Origin of the sequence: Staphylococcus simulans, assembly GCF_002902285.1 — a bacterium.
Taxonomy (GTDB): Bacteria; Bacillota; Bacilli; order Staphylococcales; family Staphylococcaceae; genus Staphylococcus; species Staphylococcus simulans.
The window spans coordinates 72,760-91,865 of record NZ_PPRU01000011.1 but is presented as its reverse complement, the minus strand read 5'-3'; the positions used below and the strand labels follow the sequence as shown (position 1 = coordinate 91,865).

The window sequence follows — 19,106 nt, the reverse complement described above, 5'->3', positions numbered from 1 at the left end:
TATGAATTCATTCGACGAAGCATATCATGACCTATGTAAGGAAATTTTAGCTATCGGGAACGAACGCGATGATCGTACACGTACTGGTACCATTTCAAAATTCGGTCATCAATCACGCTATGACTTAAGTAAAGGCTTCCCTTTATTAACAACTAAAAAAGTATTCTTTAAGTTGATTGCGACTGAGCTGATTTGGTTTATGAAAGGCGACACAAATATCAAATATTTACTAGAATACAACAATAATATTTGGAATGAATGGGCATTTGAAAACTATGTTGAATCAGAAGATTATCATGGACCGGACATGACGAATTTCGCACATCGAGCATTACAAGATGAAGCATTCAACGAAGTTTACCAACAAGAAATGGAAAAATTTAAATCACGCATTCTAAACGATGATGATTTTGCGCAAAAACACGGCAATTTAGGGAATGTATATGGTAAGCAATGGCGAGATTGGGTTGGTGCAGATGGTCAACATTATGATCAACTTGCTACAGTCATCGAACAAATCAAAACTCACCCTACATCTAGACGTCACATCGTATCTGCATGGAACCCAGCAGAAATTGATACGATGGCATTACCGCCATGTCATACGATGTTCCAGTTTTATGTACAGGACGGCAAACTAAGTTGCCAATTATATCAACGTAGTGCAGATGTATTTTTAGGAGTTCCATTTAATATCGCAAGTTATAGTTTACTAACACATTTAGTAGCAAAAGAATGCGGCTTAGAAGTCGGTGAGTTTGTGCATACGATTGGTGATGCACATATCTATTCTAATCATATCGATGCGGTCAAAAAACAATTAAGTCGTTCAAGTTACGAACCACCTCAATTAAAAATCAATACAGATCGTTCAATTTTTGATATTCAATATGAAGACTTGGAGATTGTAAATTATCAATCACACCCAGGTATTAAAGCACCTATCGCTGTATAAAAACAATTAGAATTTTTGAAAGGGGATAAGAATATGACGCTTTCTATTCTTGTTGCGCATGATCAAAACAGAGTAATCGGTAAGGATAACCAACTACCATGGCATTTGCCTAATGATTTAAAACATGTCAAAAAATTAAGTACTGGCAATACACTCGTAATGGGCCGTAAAACATATGAATCTATCGGCAAACCGCTTCCAAACAGACGTAACGTCGTTTTAACACGTGATGAATCTTTTCATCCTGAAGGTGTAGATGTCATACACAATTTTGAGGATATTTATGATTTGCCTGGCCATGTCTTCATTTTCGGCGGCCAAGCATTGTTTGAAGAATTTATCGATAAAGTAGATGACATGTACATCACTGTCATTGAAGATAAATACCAAGGAGATACGTTCTTCCCACCTTATACTTTTGAAGATTGGGAAGTTGAATCTTCAGTTAAAGGAGAACAAGATGAACGCAATAAAATTCCGCACACGTTCTTACATCTTGTTCGTAAAAAGTAATAGGAGGTATGGAAATGCGTAAAAAAATTGTCACAGACTCAACAACAGATTTACCTCAATCATATCTAAAAGAGCACGATGTTCATGTGATTCCTCTTAATTTAACGATTGAAGGCAAATCTTATATCGACCAACAAGACATTTCTTCTGAACGTGTAATTGAGTTAATAGAAGAAGATGTAGATATCAAAACCAGCCAACCTCCTATTGGTAAATTTATTGAAATGTACGATGAATTAGGAAAAGACGGCTCAGAAATCATTAGTATTCATATGACATCTGGATTAAGCGGTACGTATCAAACTGCGTATCAAGCTAGTCAAATGACTGATTCAAAAGTTACAGTTATTGATTCAAAATCCATTTCATTCGGCCTTGGTTTCCAACTGGAACATATTGTTGAATGGAATAACGAAGGGTTATCAACAGAAGAAATTCTTAAAAAATTAAAACATTTACAAAGCAATATCAAACTCTTTGTAGTGATTGGCCAATTAAACCAACTGATTAAAGGCGGACGTATCGGTAAAGCTAAAGGTATGATTGGTAATATGATGCGTTTAAAACCAGTGGGCATTCTTGATGATGGACAAATCAAAATCCTTCATAATGCACGTACGCAAAAGTCGAGTATTCAAATTATTAAAAAAGAGCTTGCTCAGTTCATTGAAAATCATTCGATTAAAAAAATCGGCTTAGCTCATGCAAATGCATTAGATTTTGTAGATAAGTTTAAACAACAATTTGCGATTGAAGAAAATAATACTGAAGTTGAAATCAATACGACAACACCAGTTATTTCAACACATACTGGACAAGGTGCAGTAGGATTCGTTGTCTTGCGTCAATAATCGATAATTCTCATGAAAATCATCGGGTTAAAGCAAACTAATAGAAAATAAAGTGCAGTCATGATAAATTTAGAATTGACTAAACGCCGAATGGAGGTAATATTTTGGCATATGCAACATTAGCTGGCGGTTGTTTCTGGTGTATGGTAAAACCATTCACATCATATCCTGGTATTAAGAATATTGTATCAGGATACAGTGGCGGCCACGTAGAAAATCCAACTTATGAAGAAGTATGTACGAACACAACAGGACATGTTGAAGCAGTACAAATTGAATATGATCCTGAAATCACTTCATTTGAAAATATATTAGATGTTTATTTCAAGACGTTCGATCCAACAGATAATGGTGGACAATTCTTCGATCGCGGTGAAAGTTACCAACCGGTCATTTTCTACCATGACGAAGAACAAGAAAAAGCTGCACAATCTAAAATCCAGCAGTTAAACGAACAAATGATTTTTAATAAACCTGTGATCACACCGGTAAAACCATATAAAAACTTTTACCCGGCAGAATCTTATCATCAAGATTATTATAAAAAGAATCCAATGCATTATGAACAGTATCAAAAAGGTTCAGGAAGAAAAGACTTTATAGAAAGACATTGGGGGGAGCAAAATGCTTAAAAAAAGTAAAAATGAATTAACAGATATGGAATATCTTGTTACTCAAGAAAATGGTACAGAACCTCCTTTCCAAAATGAATATTGGAATCATTTCGAAAAAGGTATCTATATCGATAAACTTTCAGGCAAACCACTATTCACTTCAGAAGAAAAATTTCATTCTGATTGTGGTTGGCCAAGCTTCTCTAAAGCTCTAAGTGACGATGATATCATTGAACTTGTAGATAAGTCATTTGGTATGGTAAGAACTGAAGTACGTTCTGAAAACAGTCATTTAGGTCACGTTTTCAATGATGGACCAAAAGAAACAGGCGGATTAAGATATTGTATCAATTCAGCTGCTGTACAATTTATTCCTTATGATAAATTAGAAGAACTTGGATATGGTGATTTGATTCCACATTTCAAGAACCAAGGAGAGAAATAATATGTTTAAAAAATTATTTGGCAAAGAGGATAAAGTAGATAAGTCAATCGAGGTTTATGCACCGATTTCTGGTGAATACGTTAAAATCGAAGATATTCCAGACCCAGTATTTGCGCAAAAAATGATGGGTGATGGCTTCGGTGTTAATCCAAGCGAAGGTGTCGTTGTTTCACCAATTGAAGGTAAAGTTGACAATATCTTCCCAACTAAACATGCGTTAGGTTTAAAAGCTGATAACGGTTTAGAATTATTAATTCACATCGGTCTAGATACAGTTCAATTAGATGGTGAAGGATTCAATGTATTAGTTGAAAGCGGCGATACAGTAAAAGTTGGAGATCCACTAGTTGAATTTGATGTAGACTATATTGGAAATAACGCTAAATCAGTCATTTCACCAATTATTATTACTAATACAGATCAAGCAGATAAAATCGATATCCACCCGCAAGATCAATTAGTTAAAAGTGAAACAAAAGTAATTGATGTGACAATGGGTTAATGAAAGATTATTCATTTTATCAATTTGCGCTTACTGTGCGAGGCAGACCTGATGAAAAAGGTCAATTAGCAGAACAGATTTTTGATGATTTAGCTTTTCCAAAACATGAGTCAGACTTTCATACATTGTCAGACTATATAGAGACTGAAGCTTCTATCAGTTCACCAATGTATGTATTTGATGACTTATTTGATGAATATCAGGAATGGTTAAAATTTTAAATTTTTGACGTAGGGTTGGTGTGAGGCACCAGCCCTTTTATTTTTTATATAGCCATATATAAGTTGATGAACGTGCTGAATTTGGTAAAATGAATTATCCATTCAAACTAGAACTTATTTATGCACATCAACGTAATTTAAGAAAGGGGCATATCCGAGTGACACAACATAATGATGAAACTAATCAACCTTCAGATAAACAAGACTCAAAAAAGGCACCTAAGTTTTTTAAAATTAAAAGATGGAAATTCATCACATTTAGTATACTCGCATTGTTGTTAACGATTATCCTTACAGTCTTTGCGACAATCGCGATAGCACACAAATTTTCAGGGCTAGACGACTCACAAAGAAAATCATTCAGTAAAGTTGAAAGTACATATCAAACATTAGCCAATGATTACTATAAAAAACAAGATTCAGAAAAATTATCTGAATCTGCCATTAACGGTATGGTTAAATCATTAAAAGATCCTTATTCACAATATATGACAAAAGATGAAACCAAATCATTTAATGAAGACGTTTCAGGTGATTTCGTAGGTATCGGCGCTGAAATGCAGCAACGTAATAAAGAAATCAGTGTAACCAGCCCCATGAAAGGATCTCCTGCAGAAAAAGCAGGTGTACAACCCAAAGATGTTTTAACTAAAGTAGATGGGAAATCTATTAAAGGTAAGTCACTGACAGAAGTAGTCAAAATGGTACGTGGTAAAGAAGGTACTGAAGTTACGTTAACTATTAAGCGTGCCAACCAAGAACAAAACATTAAAATCAAAAGAGAAAAAATCCACGTTAAAAGTGTTGAATACAAAAAAGAAGGCGATGTTGGTGTCTTCACGATTAATAAATTCCAAGAAGATACAGCCGCTGAATTGAAAACTAATATTATGAAAGCACACAAACAAGGCGTACGAAAAATTGTATTAGATTTACGTAATAATCCAGGCGGATTATTAAATGAAGCCGTTAAAATGTCGAATATCTTCATCGATAAAAATAAACCGGTTGTGAAGTTGCAAAAAGGGAAAGAAATAGAATCGGTGAATACTCCGACCGATCCATTAAAAGAAGCAAAAGATATGAAAGTATCTATCCTTGTCAATGAAGGTTCAGCCAGTGCTTCTGAAGTCTTTACTGGTGCAATGAAAGACTATAATAAAGCGAAGGTTTATGGTGAAAAGACATTTGGTAAAGGAATTGTACAAACCACACAAGAATACTCAGATGGTTCGTTATTAAAATATACTGAAATGAAATGGTTAACACCACACGGTACTTATATCCATGGTAAAGGAATCAAACCAGATGTCGAAATTGCATCTCCTAAGTATCAATCATTATCAATGATTCCTGATGACAAAGTGTTTAAAGAAGGCGATCAAGATAAAAATGTCAAATCTATAAAAATTGGTTTAAAAGCTTTGGATTATCAAGTTGGAAAAGAAAACAATGACTATGATGCAAAACTCAAATCTGCAGTTGAAGATTTCCAAAAAGATAATCAATTACCAGTAACAGGCAAATTTGATAAAGAAACGAATCAAAAATTCGCAGAAAAGTTAGTAGATAAAGCGAATAAAGATGATGAAATGTTAGATGCTTTAATCAAAAAATTAAAATAAAGGGGCACAATTTATGATCAGAAACGCATCACAAGAAGATTTAAATGCGGTAGCCGCATTGACAGAAGAAGCCAAAAAAATTATGGCAGAAGATAATAATCCACAATGGGATGAAGCCTATCCATTACTAGAGCATTTTGAGGAAGATATTACAAATAAATCATTATTTGTATTAGAAGAGGAGAATACAATTTATGGTTATATTGTTATCGACCAAAATCAATCAAAATGGTATGATGAACTAGAATGGCCGATAGATAGAACCAATGCTTATGTCATTCATAGATTTGCAGGTTCTGCTAATTATAAAGGCGCAGCAACAGCATTATTTAACTTTGCTGTTGAACGCGCATTAGATCACGGCGTTGATGTGTTACTCACTGATACGTATGCTGCGAATCAACGTACGCAAAACTTATTTGAAAAATTTGGTTTTCATAAAGCAGGCGAAGCCAATTTAAATTATCCTCCTTACGATAAGGAAGAATCATTCTATGCCTATTATAGAATTTTAAAATAAGAATAGAGGTATTTATCATGACGAAAATTGCATTTACTGGCGGCGGAACAGTCGGACATGTTTCAGTCAATTTAAGTTTGATTCCAATTGCGAATGAAAGAGGTTACCAAACTTTTTATGTAGGTTCTAAAAATGGAATTGAAAAAGATATGATTTCATCACAATTACCAAATACACCATACTTCCCGATATCCAGCGGGAAGTTACGCAGATATTTATCATTTGAAAATATCAAGGATGTATTTAAAGTACTCAAAGGAATTTTAGACGCACGTAAAATCTTAAAGAAACAAAAACCAGATTTACTTTTTTCTAAGGGAGGATTTGTATCTGTACCTGTAGTCATCGCGGCACGTTCATTAAATATCCCGGTGATTATTCACGAATCAGATATCACTCCAGGTCTTGCGAATAAAATTTCTCTAAAATTCGCAAATAAAATCTATACAACATTTGAAGATACATTAAAATATCTGCCAAAAGCAAAAGCAGATTTTGTCGGTGCAACTGTTAGAGATGACTTAAAACAGGGTAACAAAGAAAAAGGTTATCAACTGACAGGATTTAACGCTGAGAAAAAAGTGTTATTAGTCATGGGCGGCAGTTTAGGCAGTAAAACGATTAATGATTTAATTCGACGCAATCTTGACGAATTATTAAAAGATTATCAAATCATTCATCTAACTGGTAAAGGACTACTTGATTCATCTATTCAAAAAGAAGGTTATCGTCAATTTGAATTTGTGACAAGTGAATTAACAGATTTACTCGCGATTACAGACATGGTAGTCAGCCGAGCAGGTGCTAATGCAATCTATGAATTCTTAACATTAAACATTCCTATGTTGCTGATTCCATTAGGATTAGACCAGTCTCGTGGCGATCAGATTGATAATGCAAAATATTTCCAATCTAAAGGGTATGCGCAAACATTACCAGAAGATGAAGCTTCTCAACAAAAATTCATGGATGCGTTAAAAGAGATTGAAAATAATCGTTCAACTATTGAACAACAAATGTCGAACTATCACCAGCTATTTACTAAAGAAGATTTATTAGACAAGATTCTTAAAGATACAAACCAAAAGGAAACGAGGGAAAGCTGAGTTGAGTCGAGCTAAAAGAATTTCACTGATTCTAGTATTTACATTGATATTCAGCGCGATTGCTGTGTTCCATCAAAATAGAATCGGTAATTGGATTGATACAGAAGTCTATGATTTTATTTATGCCTCACACAGCATCATTACAACTAGTATTTTTATGGGTGCAACTTGGATAGGCGAAGTATGGTCAATGATCTGCCTTTCACTTTGTGTTGTCGCATTTTTATTAATGCGTAAAATGCAAATAGAAGCTTTATTCTTTGCGATTGTGATGGCAGTTTCAAGTATCTCTAATCCAATTATGAAAAACACAATTGATAGAGAGCGTCCTACTAAATTAAGACTTGTAGAAATTGGCGGCTATAGTTTCCCAAGTGGCCACGCGCAAGGTTCTACATCTTTCTTCGGTAGCTTGATTGCAATTTCAAGCCATTACTTACACGGGACACCACGTGTGATGATGACTTCATTCTGCATCTTCATGATTGCGATGATTTGTATGTCTAGAATTTATTTAGGTGTACATTATCCTACTGATGTCATTGCAGGTGTACTTGCAGGTGCTGTATGTATTTTATCTGTATCATTATTGTTCAAAGGTAAATTCAAAGCCTTTGCTAAATGAGAATTAAAGTGAGATTAAGTGCTGCTTAATCTCACTTTTTTTAATTTATAATAGAAAAAAACCGATTCTGCTTAATTGAGAATCGGTTAAGTATGTCACGTTACTTTTAGTGTAACGTCAGTATTTACGGGCATATATAAAAGGGGATAAATCGAAAATGACCAATCCAATTAAGAACGAAATGTGGGGGGGATGTCTCATTTGTGATTGATAATCATTTTCAATTACTATTATACATTAGTGAGAATGGTTGTCAATTAGAAATCAAAAATAATTTCACTTTTTTATTCAACTCCATATTTTTGTCACAATTAATCATTTGATTCGTTTCATTCGTTCTTAAACGTTTTGATTATGATAAAATCATGATTGAGGTGCTTTCAATGACAAAAATATTAATCGTAGAAGATGAGCAAAACTTAGCTCGATTCATTGAATTAGAATTAGTACATGAGAATTATGAAGTTGATATTGAAAATGATGGTGCAGAAGGATTAGAAACAGCATTAAAAAAAGAATATGATCTGTACTTACTCGATTTGATGTTGCCACATATGGATGGTTTAGAAATATGTAAGAGAATACGTGAAGTCAAATCTACTCCAATTATTATCATCACAGCAAAAGGTGATACATATGATAAAGTAGCAGGTTTAGATTATGGTGCAGATGATTATATCGTAAAGCCTTTCGATATCGAAGAACTATTAGCACGTATTCGTGCAACATTAAGACGCCAACCAGCTAAAGATATCATCGACATTAAAGGTATTCAAATTAATAAAGAAGCCTTTCGTGTTACGATTGATGGTCAAGAGGTTGAATTAACTAAAACCGAATATGACTTGTTACAGCTGCTTTCTGAAAACTTAAATCATGTCTTGCAACGTGAACAAATATTAAATCATGTTTGGGGTTATGACAGCGAAGTAGAAACCAATGTAGTGGATGTTTATATTCGTTATCTGAGAAATAAATTGAAACCGTTTGGTAAAGAAAAGGTAATCGAAACAGTACGTGGTGTCGGTTATGTGATACGCAAATGAAGCAACGAAAATTAAAAACTCAATGGATGCTAATTACTACGAGTATTACGTTTTTGATTGTTTTCATTTTCAGCTTAGTCATCATTTACTTTTTGAGCATTACTTTAAGAGACAGTGAAATTAATGATGCAGAAAAAAGTGCTGATAACGTTTCAGCTTTACTTGCGACGAAATCTTTGGTTGATATTAAACCTTTAGATTTAAACGCATCACTTGGTAATTTCCAAAAAGTGATTCTGTTTGATAATGACAAACAAAAGATAACCGAAACATCGACTATGAGTGATTTTATTAATAGCACAAAAGGTATTGAACCTTCTCAGTATCACAGTGTTTACGTGCAACGTATTAAAGATGCAAACTTTTTAATCGTTTCTCATCCAGTCGAAACTGAAAAGTTTCATGGTTATTCTGTGATTATCCATTCGCTCGCAAGTTATGATAGTGTTATGCATTCATTAATCATCTTATCGGTGTTATTTGGTATTATTGCCATTATTATTACTGCCACTATCAGTTATATCTTTTCTGCACAAATCGCAAAACCTATTACAATTATGGCTAACAAAATGCGTAAAATCCGTAGAGATGGTTTCCAGGAAAAGTTAGAACTACCGACAGAATACGATGAAACAACTGACTTGATTGATACATTCAACGATATGATGATTCAAATTGAAGAACTATTTGATCAACAACGCCAGTTCGTAGAAGATGCTTCACACGAACTGAGAACACCGCTTCAAATCATTCAAGGTCACTTAAATCTTATCCAACGATGGGGTAAGAAAGACCCAGCAATTTTAGAAGAATCATTAGATATAACAATCGAAGAAATGAATCGTATTACCAAGTTAGTAGAAGAGTTGTTACTATTAACGAAAGAATCAACCTATAAGGATGCTTTAGATGTAGAACCTGTTGATGTGAATGACGAGATTAAATCTAGACTAAAATCTCTCAAACAATTACATCCTGATTATAGTTTTACATTTACACCGTCAGTGAAACCAATATGGCTGAATATTAATCGTTATCAACTTGAACAAGTATTGCTTATCTTTTTGGATAATGCGATTAAATATGATACAAGAGAGAAAAGAATAGAAATTTGTACTGCACTTAAAAATAGACAAGCAACTATTGAAATTACCGATCATGGTTCAGGCATTCCTAAAAAAGACTTAGACTTTATCTTTGACCGTTTTTATCGCGTAGACAAATCACGTTCTAGACAACGTGGAGGTAATGGTTTAGGATTATCGATTGCTCAAAATATAGTGAATTTACATGGCGGTACGATTCAAGTTGAAAGTGAAGTTGATACGTTTACTACATTCAAAATTACCTTCAACGTATAATTACATTTTAATGATAATTCGTCTATTATTGTACAATATTATATTTAAGGTTATATATGTGTATAAAGAGCCGTCATATCGGCTCTTTTTCATGCCATCAAATCGTCATTCTCCCTTTAATTTGTGAACATTTAATGATATTATTTATTTGTAAGCGTTTCAATATATTGTGGAGGGAGTAATATGACGAAATATACACAGGTTAGTGAAGCACCTGTAAATTTCGGAGCTAACTTAGGGGTAATTATTGATTTATACGATCAATATCTACAAGATCCAACTTCTGTCTCTGAAGATTTACAAATTCTATTTAGTACAATTAACAATGACAACAGAGAGGTGGCTGCAGCACCTTCATCAAGTTCTGATGATATGACAATTAAACAAGTTATGCGTTTAATCGATAACATCAGACAATATGGGCATCTGCAGGCAGATATTTATCCAGTCAATCGACCAGAACGTAAAAATGTTCCTAGATTGACACTTGAAGATTTCAATTTAACAAAAGAAGATTTACAACAAATTTCTTCAGGCATTGTGTCAGATCATTTTTCTGATATTTATGACAATGCCTATGAAGCAATCCAACGCATGGAAAAGCGTTATAAAGGGCCGATTGCTTTTGAATACACACACATTAACAACAATAAAGAACGCGCTTGGCTCAAGCGACGTATTGAAACGCCATATAAAGCAAACTTAAATAAAAGCCAAAAGCTAGAATTATTCAAGACATTAGCACATGTTGAAGGTTTCGAAAAATATCTTCATAAAAACTTTGTAGGGGCAAAGCGATTCTCTATTGAAGGTGTAGATACCCTTGTGCCAATGCTGCAACAAATCTTAAGTCGTGCAGCTAAAGAAGAAATTCAAAATATTCAAATAGGTATGGCACACCGTGGACGCCTCAACGTTTTAACACATGTGTTAGAAAAACCTTATGAAATGATGATTTCTGAATTCATGCATACTGATCCAATGAAGTTCCTACCACAAGACGGCAGTCTAGAATTAACTTCAGGTTCAGCATGGACAAGTGACGTTAAATATCACTTAGGCGGTACGAAAACAACAGACACTTATGGTATAGAACAACGCATTTCATTAGCAAACAACCCAAGTCACTTAGAAATCGTGTCACCGGTTGTATTAGGTAAAACACGTTCTGTACAAGATGACCGTCATCAAAGCGGCAAAGTACAAACAGATTTCAGCAAATCTATGCCGATTTTAATTCATGGTGATGCTGCTTATCCAGGACAAGGTATCAACTTTGAAACAATGAACTTAGGCAACTTAGAGGGGTATTCAACAGGCGGTTCATTGCATCTGATTACTAACAACAGAATCGGTTTCACTACAGAGCCACAAGATGGTCGCTCAACAACATATTCTACTGATGTTGCTAAAGGTTATGATGTACCGATTATGCATGTTAATGCAGACAATGTTGAAGCAACAATTGAAGCAATTGATATTGCAATGGACTTCAGAAAAGAGTTCAACAAAGATGTTGTTATCGATTTAGTCGGTTACCGTCGTTATGGTCATAACGAAATGGATGAACCATCTATTACAAACCCAATTCCTTATCATGCCATCCGTAAGCATCCAACTGTAGATCACATTTATGGTGACCAATTGGTTGAAGAAGGCATTATCTCTGAGGATGAAAAGAATGACATCTTAGATGATGTTCAAAAAGAACTACGTGCAGCACATGATAAAATCGATAAAAATGATAAAACAACAACACAAGATATGTCTAAACCGGACAATGTTGACTTACCGCTTCAACCTGATGATCGTCAATTTGATTTCGAAGAATTGAAATCAATCAATGATGCATTATTAACATATCCAACAGGTTTTGAAGTCTTGAAAAAACTGAACAAAGTTTTAGAAAAACGTAGAGAACCATTTGAAAAAGAAGATGGTTTAGTAGATTGGGCACAAGCTGAACAACTTGCATTTGCGACAATCATGCAAGATGGCACACCAATTCGTTTAACAGGTCAAGACAGTGAACGTGGTACTTTCAGTCACAGACATGCGGTATTGCATAACCCTGATACTGGCGAAGAATATGTGCCTTTACAACATGTACCAAATCAACGTGCATCATTCGATGTTCATAACTCACCGTTATCTGAAGCAGCTGTTGTAGGCTTCGAATACGGTTACAATGTTGAAAACAAGGGTACTATGAATATCTGGGAAGCTCAATACGGCGACTTTGCGAATATGGCACAAATGATGTTCGATAACTTCTTATTCAGCAGTTATGCGAAGTGGGGCGAACGCTCAGGTCTAACATTGTTCTTACCACATTCATATGAAGGACAAGGTCCAGAACACTCATCAGCAAGATTAGAGCGTTTCTTACAACTCTCAGCTGAGAATAACGCGACTGTCGTAAATTTATCTAGCTCTAGTAACTATTTCCACTTATTACGTGCACAAGCAGCAAGCTTGGATACTGATGCAATGCGTCCACTAGTTGTCATGTCACCGAAAAGTTTATTAAGAAATAAAACTGTAGCTGACACAATCGATAAATTTACACAAGGCCATTTCGAACCTATCTTGCCAGAAGAGCATGAAGCAAGCAAAGTCAAAAAAGTGATTTTAGCTTCAGGTAAAATGTTTATTGATTTGAAGGAACGTCTGCAAAAAGAACCGGATGAATCGATTTTATTGATTGCGGTAGAACGCTTATATCCATTCCCAGCTGACGAAATCAAAGCAGTTATTGATCAGTTGCCAAACCTTGAAACAATTGCATGGGTTCAAGAAGAACCGCAAAACCAAGGTGTTTGGTTGTTCGTATATCCTTACTTAAGTGATATCGCTAGCGATCAATACGAATTGCAATATAGCGGTCGTATTAAACGTTCTGCGCCAGCTGAAGGTGACGGAGAAAATCATAAACTCGTTCAAAAATCTATTATCGAAGAGAGTCTTAACAAAAATTAGGGGGAAATTAGTATGTCTGAGATCGTAGTTCCAGAGTTAGCAGAATCTATTACAGAAGGTACAATAGCTGAATGGTTGAAGAATCCAGGTGATTCAGTAGACAAAGGTGAAGCTGTTGTCGAATTAGAAACAGATAAAGTCAACGTTGAAGTTGTATCTGAAGAAGCAGGTGTTTTACAAGAACACTTAGCAGAACCTGGTGATACTGTTGAAGTAGGACAAGCAATCGCAACTGTAGGGGAAGGCAGCGGCAGTTCATCATCTTCAGCTTCATCTGATGACAAAAAAGAAGAAGCACCAAAATCTGAAGACAAATCAGAATCAAAATCTGAACCAGCAGAAGCTGACAAATCAGAAGAAAAAGAAAGTGCTTCTAGTGACCAACGCGTCAATGCAACACCATCTGCACGTAAATATGCGCGTGAAAAAGGTATCGACTTAGCAGAAGTTGCTTCTAAAGGTAACGATGTTGTACGTAAAGATGACATTGATCGTCAACAACAAGGTAACCAAAAACAAGCTGAGCCAGCGAAATCAGAAGCACCAGCTAAACCACAAAGCAGCACACCAAACAAACCAGTGATTCGCGAAAAAATGTCTCGTCGTAAACAAACAGCAGCTAAGAAATTATTAGAAGTATCTAATAACACAGCAATGCTGACTACATTCAACGAAGTTGACATGACAAATGTGATGAACTTACGTAAACGTAAAAAAGAACAATTTATCAAAGATCATGACGGAACAAAATTAGGTTTCATGTCATTCTTCACAAAAGCAGCCGTTGCAGCATTGAAAAAATACCCTGCAGTGAATGCTGAAATTGATGGACAAGACATGATTACTAAACAATTCTATGATATCGGTATTGCGGTATCTACAGATAATGGTTTAATCGTGCCATTCGTACGTGACTGTGATAAGAAAAACTTCGCAGAAATCGAAAGTTCAATCGCAGACTTAGCAGTTAAAGCACGCGACAACAAATTATCACTTGGTGATTTAATGAACGGTTCATTCACTATCACAAACGGTGGTATCTTCGGTTCAATGATGTCTACACCAATCATTAACGGAAGCCAAGCAGCTATTTTAGGTATGCACTCAATCATCACGCGTCCTATCGCGATTGATAAAGATACAATTGAGAACCGTCCTATGATGTACCTTGCTTTAAGCTACGACCACAGAATTATTGATGGTAAAGAGGCAGTAGGATTCTTGAAAACAATCAAAGAGCTTATCGAAAGCCCTGAAGATTTATTATTAGAATCTTAATCTATAAAGTAAATCATATTACAAACCTTGATACGACGGCAGTTTTGCCGTCGTATTTTTATGTTGATTTTTGAATTTAGAAACAAAAATAAGCAGCGTGATTGATTTAACTCATTAAAATCAATCATCGCTGCTTTTAATTCTATAGCATATTGAAAACGACAAGTTCTATAATTGCAAGGATGACAAATACGATACATAAAACTCCGAAATGTTGCTTTTTAAACTTCGCATTTTCTTTAATTCGACCTGTGAAGTAGTTAATACCGGAGTACGCTGCTACAAGTATCGTTAAAGCGAATAATATCCAGAAAGTAAGCATTATTAATCATCTCCTTTGATCCAAATTTTCAGATCAAACACGCCTTTTCTAATCCTATATATTATTACTATACCTTATTTTGACTGAATTCATTCATTGAACACTTCATCATACAAAAACCACTTCATTTAAGTTATAATGAATGAGAAATCACAAAAGAAGGTGTGGGTAAAATGGCAGGTTTACGAAGTGTCACAATAGGTACTCGAAATCTAGAACAATCAATTTATTTATTTCATGATATTTTAGGATTGAATTATGAAAGACAAGGTTCAAAAAATGCAGTACGTTTTGGTGATGCATTTTTAAGTCCGGGTACAAGAATACACTTTATTGAAGTACCAAACTATTCGACAGAAAATAATCATGTCTTAAGTGTCGGTTTAAGAACACCATCAGATTTAGGATTAGAAGAGTATCAATCAATTTTAGACCAAAATGAAATCAAATATGGTGACGTTACTGAAATGAATAATAATAAACATTTTGAATTTAAAGACGGTAACGGACAATTCTTTGATATCTATTCTAATGAAAATAATAGTGGTGTACCATTAGGTATGCCTACCGATGAAGGTACGGTGAATCCGCTTCACCAAATCCAAGGACTTGGACCAGTGATTGTTCAAGTTAATGAAATGTTGCTGACTTCATCGATTTTATCTAAAGTATTCGGCCTTGATCATTTTGCTGAATACACACCGACTACAGATGATGACTTTAAAGTACAAGTATTTCGAATTGGAGAAGGCGGCTTAGGTGGAGAATTACACATCTTCCAAGCTACAGAACCAATTAATTTACCAGAATATGGTTCGGTCGAACAAATCGAATTTAGTACGCAATCTAAACAAGAATACCGCAATGCGGTCCAACAGCTAGAAACAATTGGCATTCCATATCAAACACTTGAACAACAAGATTCAGAATCAGTTCGTATTACAGAAAATAGTGGATTGTCATTCATCTTAACTTTAGAAAAAGCATAACCTGCACAGAAAGGATTGTGAACATATGTTACACGAAGAATGGAAAGACAAACAACCAATTAAAAAGGTAGAAGTACTGCATACAGACGCTAAAAAATTTACAGTATCTGATATGTTGACTATTGGAAAACAATACGATGTCGTTAACGAAACTGAAGAATATTATCAAATCATTGATAACTCAGGTAAAGTTGGCGGTTATTATAAAGAGTATTTTAAAGAAGTTTAATAAGCAATTTGAATTAAATATTCGATTAGGGACTTGGGCACAATGATGTGCCTCGGTCTATTTTTTGATGTATGAAAAGGAGAAATTTTAAATGGCACAACATCAGTATATTAATGCCGATAAAACAGTATTTGGTGACGCATATGCAATGATGCGCTTAAATAAAAACATTTTATTAAAAGGACCGACAGGGTCAGGTAAAACGAAACTCGCAGAATCATTAAGTGAAGATATTAATATTCCAATGCATCAAGTCAATTGTTCTGTTGATTTAGACGCTGAAAGTTTACTAGGTTTCAAAACTATCCAAACAAGTCCAGATGGCAATCAAGAAATTGTCTTTATTGATGGACCTGTTATCCAAGCGATGAAAGAAGGACACATTCTATACATTGATGAAATCAATATGGCGAAACCTGAAACACTTCCTATCTTAAACGGTGTGCTAGACTATCGTCGCAGTCTTACAAATCCGTTTACTGGTGAAATTATTAAAGCAAAACCTGGTTTTAATGTCATTGCAGCAATTAACGAAGGTTATGTAGGTACATTACCGATGAACGAAGCATTAAAAAACCGTTTCGTTGTTATTCATGTAGACTATATTGATGGCGAAACATTAAAAACAGTTATTAAAGAACAAAGTCGCTTAGACGATGATGCACTTATTTCAAAAATTGTCGCATTTAATGAAGACTTACGTACTATGACAAAACAAGGGCAAATTTCTGAAGAAGCTGCAAGTATCCGTGCATTGATTGATATGAGTGATTTAGCAACAGTCATGCCGATTGAACGTGCAATTCAACGTGCGATTATTGACAAGTTAGAAGATGAACGTGAACAACAAGCGATTATTAATGCAATAGAATTGAACTTTTAGTGAGGGATTTTTATGACCAATCGATTTATCAAGTTTAATGATGAAATCTTAGACGCTAAAAAAGTGATGATGTTGCAAGACCTTGCACGTTTACTTTTGGAAAATAATCAAACGCATGTCAAAATTCAAAAATTCCCTTATTATGATCCGATCGAAAATGAATTAATCGCTAGTGTCTTCTGGACACACCGTCCAAGTCATATTGAAATTACTGGACTAAAGACAGATGTTTTACTTGCGACCTATGGTTATCGATTAATGGATGAATTTATTGTGAATGAAGTATTAGACAATCAAGAATTTAAACATCCAAGCTTCTTTAAACAAGTCTTCAAATTATTAGAAGATATGCGTGTGCTAAATGCGATTGTTAAAATTCGCCCAAGTATGAAAGATGCAATCGCTTTGCGCAAACAAATTCGTCTTAACTATACTGAGTCACAAATCAGTGTTTATCGCACAAAAACAACTTATACTGATTTAATCTTCTTATATTTAGAGAAATCACTATTAACTGAAGACTTTTATGAAGTGCCTAGTATTAGACCTGATTTAGATCCAATCTTACAAAGTATGTATATGTATCTGCCTAATTTCTTTATGAACTACACATCAGAAGACAATAAGTTCTTAGCTGAACGTATTATGTATCAGCTTGATGACTTATTAGATGAAGACATGCTAAATGAGTATTATTACATTCCACGTAAAGTTTATAAAGAAATCCAAGCTGAAACTTTCGATGACCTTAAACGTGTGGATGCAGCAAATGTTGACGGTAAAGATGACACAGATGAAGATGATGACATCGAGACAGCTGAAGCTGACACCAAAGCACAAGACTCTAAATCGCAAGGTGGTTCTTACCTAGAAATGGAACTCCATGAAGGCGAGAACAGTGAAGCTGTCAGTGATAATGACAACGCACGGGAAGGTGATGCTTCTGATGATATGACAGATATGATGACTAAAAAGGGTAAAGGATCAAATGAGACCTTAGATAATGAGTCGGGTGGCCAAACAGGTGCTTCATCACAACCTTTTGCCTTAAAAGGTATCAATGAAAATGTGGAAATTAAATGGAATGTGCCGGAAATAACAGCTGAGGATCGTGCAGCATATCACGAAGTAGAACGAGAAGTACAATACGAAATCAAGGATTTAACACAAATCATTGAAAAAACGATAGAACGTGAACAAGTTGATGAACGTCATAACCTTACTAAAGGACGTTTACAAAGAGACTTAATCAATTGGTTTATTGATGACCAATATAAAATGTTCTATAAAAAACAAGATTTAAGTCGTTCCTTCGATGCGACATTCACATTACTTGTTGATGCATCAGCAAGTATGATTGATAAAATGGAAGAAACAATCAAAGGTGTCGTATTATTCCATGAAACCTTGAAAAAACTGAATGTAAAACATGAAGTTTTAGCATTTAATGAGGATGCATTTGATGCTGATGACAAATCGCAACCTAATATTATTGATGAAATTATCAATTATAATTATTCTATCGGTTCAAAAGACAGCGCTAGAATAATGGAATTAACGCCACAAGATGATAATAGGGATGGTGTCGCAATCAGAATTGCAAGTGAACGCTTATTAAGCAGACCGCATCACCAACAATTTTTAATCATCTTTTCTGATGGTGAACCTTCAGCATATAATTACGATCAAGATGGTATTATTGACACGTACGAAGCTGTTGAAGAAGCTAGAAAATATGGTGTTGAGATATTTAACGTATTCTTAAGTCAAGAAGAAATTACCGAAGATATTGAACGTACCATCCATAATATTTATGGGCAATACGCTTTATTTGTAGAAGGTGTTGAGAACTTACCGAGTCAACTTTCACCTTTATTGAAAAAACTATTATTGAAGTCTGTCTAAAGACCTTATACAATACGCATACAAAACACAATAAGACATTATCTTGTTGATTGTATGCGTATTATTTTGTTTTAAAATTAGTAAAATGACATATTTCACTGATTATGTAACAAATTTCGCGTGATACTTTTTAAATT

General features: G+C 34.6%; 20 protein-coding genes and 1 pseudogene. 20 read left to right on the top strand and 1 reads right to left on the bottom strand.

Annotation, left to right across the window (positions count from 1 at the left end; all coding sequences use genetic code 11):
* Position 1: 1 nt before the first annotated feature.
* The 16 genes and pseudogenes from CD112_RS02840 to sucB all read left to right on the top strand — a co-directional run bounded on the left by CD112_RS02840 (position 2) and on the right by sucB (position 14,641).
* Complete coding sequence (locus tag CD112_RS02840; protein ID WP_002480942.1) at positions 2-955, top strand: thymidylate synthase; 954 nt, start codon at positions 2-4, stop codon at positions 953-955.
* 33 nt (positions 956-988) lie between these two features.
* Positions 989-1,468, top strand: a complete 480-nt coding sequence (locus tag CD112_RS02835) for a dihydrofolate reductase (RefSeq protein WP_002480941.1) — start codon at positions 989-991, stop codon at positions 1,466-1,468.
* Positions 1,469-1,482: 14 nt separating this feature from the next.
* Entirely contained in the window at positions 1,483-2,319 is an 837-nt protein-coding gene (fakB, locus tag CD112_RS02830; protein ID WP_002480940.1) for a DegV family protein, read from the top strand.
* 104 nt (positions 2,320-2,423) lie between these two features.
* Entirely contained in the window at positions 2,424-2,951 is a 528-nt protein-coding gene (gene msrA, locus CD112_RS02825; protein WP_002480939.1) for a peptide-methionine (S)-S-oxide reductase MsrA, read from the top strand.
* The gene (gene msrB / locus CD112_RS02820) at positions 2,944-3,378 is read left to right on the top strand and encodes a peptide-methionine (R)-S-oxide reductase MsrB (protein ID WP_002480938.1); all 435 of its coding nucleotides are present in this window, start codon (positions 2,944-2,946) and stop codon (positions 3,376-3,378) included. The genes msrA and msrB overlap by 8 nt, the downstream gene beginning before the upstream one ends.
* A gap of 1 nt (position 3,379) precedes the next feature.
* Positions 3,380-3,880 carry a PTS sugar transporter subunit IIA gene (locus tag CD112_RS02815; RefSeq protein ID WP_070463445.1) on the top strand — a complete coding sequence of 167 codons (501 nt, stop codon included), beginning with the start codon at positions 3,380-3,382 and terminating at the stop codon, positions 3,878-3,880.
* Positions 3,880-4,101, top strand: coding sequence for a YozE family protein (locus CD112_RS02810; RefSeq protein ID WP_002480936.1), 222 nt, complete (start codon positions 3,880-3,882; stop codon positions 4,099-4,101). Before CD112_RS02815 ends, CD112_RS02810 begins: the two co-directional genes overlap by 1 nt.
* An 89-nt stretch (positions 4,102-4,190) precedes the next feature.
* Positions 4,191-5,726: a S41 family peptidase gene (locus CD112_RS02805; RefSeq protein ID WP_103363811.1), complete on the top strand. Its 1,536-nt coding sequence runs from the start codon at positions 4,191-4,193 to the stop codon at positions 5,724-5,726.
* A gap of 13 nt (positions 5,727-5,739) precedes the next feature.
* Positions 5,740-6,246, top strand: a complete 507-nt coding sequence (locus CD112_RS02800; RefSeq protein WP_103363810.1) for a GNAT family N-acetyltransferase — start codon at positions 5,740-5,742, stop codon at positions 6,244-6,246.
* A gap of 17 nt (positions 6,247-6,263) precedes the next feature.
* Positions 6,264-7,352 carry an undecaprenyldiphospho-muramoylpentapeptide beta-N-acetylglucosaminyltransferase gene (gene murG / locus CD112_RS02795; protein WP_023015209.1) on the top strand — a complete coding sequence of 363 codons (1,089 nt, stop codon included), beginning with the start codon at positions 6,264-6,266 and terminating at the stop codon, positions 7,350-7,352.
* A 1-nt stretch (position 7,353) separates the two neighbouring features.
* The gene (locus CD112_RS02790; protein ID WP_002480932.1) at positions 7,354-7,977 is read left to right on the top strand and encodes a phosphatase PAP2 family protein; all 624 of its coding nucleotides are present in this window, start codon (positions 7,354-7,356) and stop codon (positions 7,975-7,977) included.
* A gap of 157 nt (positions 7,978-8,134) precedes the next feature.
* A pseudogene (locus CD112_RS13745) lies at positions 8,135-8,300 on the top strand (hypothetical protein).
* A gap of 60 nt (positions 8,301-8,360) precedes the next feature.
* A complete protein-coding gene (locus tag CD112_RS02785) occupies positions 8,361-9,023 on the top strand; it encodes a response regulator transcription factor (protein ID WP_002480931.1) in 663 nt (220 codons plus the stop codon).
* The gene (locus tag CD112_RS02780; protein ID WP_023015211.1) at positions 9,020-10,384 is read left to right on the top strand and encodes a HAMP domain-containing histidine kinase; all 1,365 of its coding nucleotides are present in this window, start codon (positions 9,020-9,022) and stop codon (positions 10,382-10,384) included. Before CD112_RS02785 ends, CD112_RS02780 begins: the two co-directional genes overlap by 4 nt.
* A 183-nt stretch (positions 10,385-10,567) precedes the next feature.
* On the top strand, positions 10,568-13,363 hold the full coding sequence (locus CD112_RS02775; protein WP_103363809.1) for a 2-oxoglutarate dehydrogenase E1 component: 2,796 nt from the start codon (positions 10,568-10,570) through the stop codon (positions 13,361-13,363).
* Positions 13,364-13,375: 12 nt separating this feature from the next.
* A complete protein-coding gene (sucB, locus tag CD112_RS02770; RefSeq protein WP_023015213.1) occupies positions 13,376-14,641 on the top strand; it encodes a dihydrolipoyllysine-residue succinyltransferase in 1,266 nt (421 codons plus the stop codon).
* A gap of 142 nt (positions 14,642-14,783) precedes the next feature.
* Here sucB and CD112_RS02765 read toward each other — a convergent pair whose 3' ends face one another.
* Entirely contained in the window at positions 14,784-14,963 is a 180-nt protein-coding gene (locus tag CD112_RS02765; RefSeq protein ID WP_002480927.1) for a hypothetical protein, read from the bottom strand.
* A gap of 173 nt (positions 14,964-15,136) precedes the next feature.
* Here CD112_RS02765 and CD112_RS02760 point away from each other — a divergent pair, with 173 nt between their 5' ends.
* From CD112_RS02760 to CD112_RS02745, 4 genes are all read left to right on the top strand, one after another.
* Entirely contained in the window at positions 15,137-15,952 is an 816-nt protein-coding gene (locus tag CD112_RS02760; RefSeq protein WP_002480926.1) for a VOC family protein, read from the top strand.
* A gap of 25 nt (positions 15,953-15,977) precedes the next feature.
* A complete protein-coding gene (locus CD112_RS02755; protein WP_002480925.1) occupies positions 15,978-16,181 on the top strand; it encodes a DUF6501 family protein in 204 nt (67 codons plus the stop codon).
* A 91-nt stretch (positions 16,182-16,272) separates the two neighbouring features.
* Positions 16,273-17,064, top strand: a complete 792-nt coding sequence (locus CD112_RS02750; protein ID WP_002480924.1) for an ATP-binding protein — start codon at positions 16,273-16,275, stop codon at positions 17,062-17,064.
* A gap of 12 nt (positions 17,065-17,076) precedes the next feature.
* Positions 17,077-18,969: a vWA domain-containing protein gene (locus tag CD112_RS02745; RefSeq protein WP_070463440.1), complete on the top strand. Its 1,893-nt coding sequence runs from the start codon at positions 17,077-17,079 to the stop codon at positions 18,967-18,969.
* Positions 18,970-19,106: the final 137 nt, after the last annotated feature.

Bases quoted from the DNA above. Each gene is read 5' to 3' on its own strand.
- CD112_RS02840 (WP_002480942.1), top strand. From the start codon at position 2: ATGAATTCATTCGACGAAGCATATCATGACCTATGTAAGGAAATTTTA.
- CD112_RS02835 (WP_002480941.1), top strand. From the start codon at position 989: ATGACGCTTTCTATTCTTGTTGCGCATGATCAAAACAGAGTAATCGGT.
- fakB (WP_002480940.1), top strand. From the start codon at position 1,483: ATGCGTAAAAAAATTGTCACAGACTCAACAACAGATTTACCTCAATCA.
- msrB (WP_002480938.1), top strand. From the start codon at position 2,944: ATGCTTAAAAAAAGTAAAAATGAATTAACAGATATGGAATATCTTGTT.
- CD112_RS02815 (WP_070463445.1), top strand. From the start codon at position 3,380: ATGTTTAAAAAATTATTTGGCAAAGAGGATAAAGTAGATAAGTCAATC.
- CD112_RS02810 (WP_002480936.1), top strand. From the start codon at position 3,880: ATGAAAGATTATTCATTTTATCAATTTGCGCTTACTGTGCGAGGCAGA.
- CD112_RS02805 (WP_103363811.1), top strand. From the start codon at position 4,191: ATGAATTATCCATTCAAACTAGAACTTATTTATGCACATCAACGTAAT.
- CD112_RS02800 (WP_103363810.1), top strand. From the start codon at position 5,740: ATGATCAGAAACGCATCACAAGAAGATTTAAATGCGGTAGCCGCATTG.
- murG (WP_023015209.1), top strand. From the start codon at position 6,264: ATGACGAAAATTGCATTTACTGGCGGCGGAACAGTCGGACATGTTTCA.
- CD112_RS02785 (WP_002480931.1), top strand. From the start codon at position 8,361: ATGACAAAAATATTAATCGTAGAAGATGAGCAAAACTTAGCTCGATTC.
- CD112_RS02780 (WP_023015211.1), top strand. From the start codon at position 9,020: ATGAAGCAACGAAAATTAAAAACTCAATGGATGCTAATTACTACGAGT.
- CD112_RS02775 (WP_103363809.1), top strand. From the start codon at position 10,568: ATGACGAAATATACACAGGTTAGTGAAGCACCTGTAAATTTCGGAGCT.
- sucB (WP_023015213.1), top strand. From the start codon at position 13,376: ATGTCTGAGATCGTAGTTCCAGAGTTAGCAGAATCTATTACAGAAGGT.
- CD112_RS02765 (WP_002480927.1), bottom strand. From the start codon at position 14,963: ATGCTTACTTTCTGGATATTATTCGCTTTAACGATACTTGTAGCAGCG.
- CD112_RS02760 (WP_002480926.1), top strand. From the start codon at position 15,137: ATGGCAGGTTTACGAAGTGTCACAATAGGTACTCGAAATCTAGAACAA.
- CD112_RS02755 (WP_002480925.1), top strand. From the start codon at position 15,978: ATGTTACACGAAGAATGGAAAGACAAACAACCAATTAAAAAGGTAGAA.
- CD112_RS02750 (WP_002480924.1), top strand. From the start codon at position 16,273: ATGGCACAACATCAGTATATTAATGCCGATAAAACAGTATTTGGTGAC.
- CD112_RS02745 (WP_070463440.1), top strand. From the start codon at position 17,077: ATGACCAATCGATTTATCAAGTTTAATGATGAAATCTTAGACGCTAAA.